This is a genomic window from Streptomyces lycii, from assembly GCF_009735685.1.
Lineage (GTDB): Bacteria > Actinomycetota > Actinomycetes > Streptomycetales > Streptomycetaceae > Streptomyces > Streptomyces lycii.
Genome location: NZ_WHPN01000410.1, coordinates 1 through 3,209 on the forward strand (window position 1 = coordinate 1; position 3,209 = coordinate 3,209).

4 protein-coding genes and 1 pseudogene are annotated in these 3,209 nt (G+C 66.7%); 4 read left to right on the plus strand and 1 reads right to left on the minus strand.

The features are described 5' to 3' along the window. Positions 1–281: 281 nt before the first annotated feature. From GCU69_RS29110 to GCU69_RS29125, 4 genes and pseudogenes are all read left to right on the plus strand, one after another. Positions 282–551 (plus strand): annotated as a pseudogene (locus GCU69_RS29110) (ATP-binding protein); the annotation flags it as partial. A gap of 171 nt (positions 552–722) precedes the next feature. Next, positions 723–1,487: a hypothetical protein gene (locus GCU69_RS29115; protein ID WP_156207671.1), complete on the plus strand. Its 765-nt coding sequence runs from the start codon at positions 723–725 to the stop codon at positions 1,485–1,487. A 150-nt stretch (positions 1,488–1,637) separates the two neighbouring features. Beyond that, entirely contained in the window at positions 1,638–1,967 is a 330-nt protein-coding gene (locus tag GCU69_RS34175) for an AlbA family DNA-binding domain-containing protein (protein ID WP_235978771.1), read from the plus strand. Then, positions 1,964–2,311, plus strand: coding sequence for a hypothetical protein (locus GCU69_RS29125; RefSeq protein ID WP_156206302.1), 348 nt, complete (start codon positions 1,964–1,966; stop codon positions 2,309–2,311). Before GCU69_RS34175 ends, GCU69_RS29125 begins: the two co-directional genes overlap by 4 nt. A gap of 12 nt (positions 2,312–2,323) precedes the next feature. Here GCU69_RS29125 and GCU69_RS29130 read toward each other — a convergent pair. After that, a protein-coding gene (locus GCU69_RS29130) for an IS5 family transposase (protein ID WP_408055805.1) occupies positions 2,324–3,195 on the minus strand; the annotation gives its coding sequence in 2 pieces (ribosomal slippage) (positions 2,324–2,809 and positions 2,812–3,195; 870 coding nt in all). Between the last annotated feature and the right edge of the window lie 14 nt (positions 3,196–3,209).

The following is a 3,209-nucleotide window of genomic DNA, read 5'->3' on the forward strand; positions in this document are numbered from 1 at the left end:
GGTGTCGTGGTCGTGGACCGTTCGCGATCACTGGAGGCGTTCACCGTGACACCGCTCTTGTTCATCGCTTTTCTGCTGCTGCCATCTGTTGTGGTCTCTGGCCCGTTCGCCGGTGTTGGCGTGCGCGAGTATGTCGGACCGGGGCGAGGCCGTCACCGACGTGTCGTGCGCGGGCGGCACGCAGCTCGGGGTGGGCGGCGATGATCCGGAACCCCGCCCGGGAAGCTGCAACGTGGGTCGTATGACGCTGGAGCAGTTGCACTCACAATGCGACGTCGCAGGCTCGCACGGCAATGGAGTCGGCTCTCGATCAGCTCGGTCATGAAGGCGAATTGGTCAGCGATGCGGTGCTGGCTGTCTCGGAGCTTGTCGCGAATGCTGTCGAGCATGCGACGGGGCCGTACGAGATTCGGCTACGCTGTACCGGAACTGAGCTCGTCTGTGAAGTCGGCATCCCCGCCTTCGTGCACCGCAACAGAAGACCACCCACCGACCCTACCAGCGGCCTTATCTGCATCTGTCAAGTGCAACCGCTGGTCACAAGCCCATAGCTTGTGCAGGCACATCAGGCACGTTCCTCGCCGCCGACGCGAGAGGATCGGCACGATAGGGCTACGGACGAGGCACTCGAGCGGAGCGAGGACGAGGGACCTCCTCAGCGACGACTGATGGCGATCTCTGAAAACGGCCGCGCTGTCGGTGCGGCCTCCTACAGTTCCGTCATGTCCAACTATCAACGGCCCCAACTGAATCGAAAGTTCATGCGGGTCGAGTTCCCCGCCGGCACCCACCTCGACCGCTCCCGTGCCTCCTCCGGCGGTATGCGGGGTACCGCCCGCGATGACCGGGACAACTCGCTCGTTGCCCAGGCCGAACTCTTCGACGCCGACGACCGGTACGACGAGGGCTACAGGGACGGCCTAAGGAATCTTCTCGTCAACTGCGTCACCGACACTGCGGTTGAGGTTGCTCAAACCGTGACGGTCGCCGCCGTGGAGGTTGCCACCCCGTACCTCAAGGACGGGGCACGCCGGTTTAAGGAGAAGCTGCGACGCAGGCCCAAGGACACCCCGGCCGCCGAGGTGGTACAGGAGACTGCCCCTGAGCGGCCGACTGCGTCTGGTCTCCGACCGGTGACTGCTGCCGCCAACGGCCGCGACCAGGTGGACCTCGTCCTGCGTGCCGACCAGGGTGACGCCAATATGCAGGCCGCGCTGGGGCGAATCAACACGCGCGCGGCCGAGACATATGGCATCGCCGCGCACTACTCCGCCAGCCTGCCCCCGGCAGACGTTGTCGGCGAGGCCATGCGCCAGGCGCTGGCAGCAGCCGCGCCCGGCTACGTCGCCGCCGCCCTCGAACGCCTCGCCTTCGACGACGAGCTCGGCCTGACCCCTGCGCAGCAGAAACGTCTGCGGGATCGCGCCGCGGAGCTCGACCCCGGTGTGGTCGAAGACCTCACCGGCGCCAATGCCCCGCTCGCGTAGCCCGAACGCTCCGGGGGTGAGAGCGGCCGCTGCGTATGCGGCCCCCGGTCGGGCGGATCCCGGCCGGCAGCGCTGCCGTCCTGGAGCTACTGGTCACTTCGTGGCAGCTTCAGGAGGACAGGGCACAGAGGGCTTTCCTAAGCTTGCGCCATGCCTTTCACGCCACTTCACCGCATGCTCGGGCTCGCGCCTGGGCCACTGACCGGTGACATCCTGGACGCCGCCGTAACAGATGGCGTGACGGAACGCAGCGACTTGGACTGGAAGTCCGAGCTGCCGCCCGCCAAAGGTCTGCCGCAGACAGACTTCCCAAAGGATGTCGCGGCCATGGCGAACAGCGGCGGTGGTGTGATCGTTTACGGCGTGCAAGAGACGCAGAAGGCGGCGACTAGGAGCTCTCTTTCGGATCACTTGGTGACGGTTCGATTTCAGGGCCTGCTGATTCCGATGGAGCTGCCGCCTGCGACGATGCGCTGGTGAGCTATGACCTTGCGGTGTGGGACGGCGACCGTCCACTCAACGACGGCCAAGCGGGCTCGACCTACGACGAGCTCTTCGAGCGCTACCTAGAGTCGGACGATGTTGTCGTACCTCCGGTGCCGCGCATCGTGGCCTACGTGGAAGCCCTCGTCGCGCGGTACCCGGACGACGAGGGCAGTGGCGTATGGGCGTCACCGCCGGTCATTGGGGAGGCATCGGGGCCGATGGTGTACCTGCTCATGTCTTATGGCAAGGCTGAGGAGGTGTCCGAGTACGCCTCTGCGCTGGCTCGCGAGCATGGACTTGTCTGCTTCGATCCGCAGGCGGAACGCCTCCGGCCGTGAGCTGCCTTTCTCTCAGCGGGCAGACCATAGGAAGATGCCAGCAATGTGGAGTCCGGCCAGGTAGATGGTGGCGGTCTTCTCGTAGCGGGTGGCGATGCCGCGCCACTGCTTGAGGCGGTTGATGCACCGCTCGACGGTGTTGCGCTGCTTGTAGGCTTCACGGTCGAAGGCCGGTGGCCTGCCGCCTTGGCTGCCGCGTCGCAGCCGGTGGTTCCGCTGGTCCGCCGGGATGGGGATCACCGCCCGGATACCGCGTTTGCGCAGGTGGGCGCGGATCGCGCGAGATGAGTAGGCCTTGTCGGCCAGGACTACGTCCGGCCTGGTGCGCGGACGACCGCGCCGTCGAGGAACACGCAGGCGGGCCATGACACCAGCGAAGGCGGGCGCGTCGCCGGCCTGTCCGGCGGTGAGGACGAACGCGAGCGGCCGACAGCGGGCATCGGCAGCAAGGTGAATTTTCGTGGTCAGCCCGCCGCGGGAGCGACCGATGGCGTGGTCGTCCGGCTCGCCGACCGGGGCCCCTTTTTACGAGCTCCGGCCGCGTGCTGGTGAGCCCGCACGATCGTGGAGTCCACCGACACGGCCCAGCTCAGGTCCTCATCCGCGTCGGCCTGGGCAACCAGGGCGGTGAACACCCGCTCCCAGGTGCCGTCCAAGGCCCACATCCGCAACCGGTTGTAGACGCCCCGCCAGTTGCCGTACCTCTCCGGCAGGTGCACCCACTGCGTGCCGGTCTGGAACTTGTAGGCGATCGCGTCGATCATCTGGCGATGATCCCGCCAGCGCCCACCCCGCTTCGGTGTCCGGTCCGGGAGCAACGGCTCGATCCGCGCCCACTGCGCATCAGTCAACGGCACACCCGGACCAACGACCGACTGATCCAAACGAAACTGCCTAG

Excerpts from the sequence above, each read along its gene's own strand:
- GCU69_RS34175 (WP_235978771.1), top strand. The coding sequence starts at position 1,638 with ATGCCTTTCACGCCACTTCACCGCATGCTCGGGCTCGCGCCTGGGCCA.
- GCU69_RS29115 (WP_156207671.1), top strand. The coding sequence starts at position 723 with ATGTCCAACTATCAACGGCCCCAACTGAATCGAAAGTTCATGCGGGTC.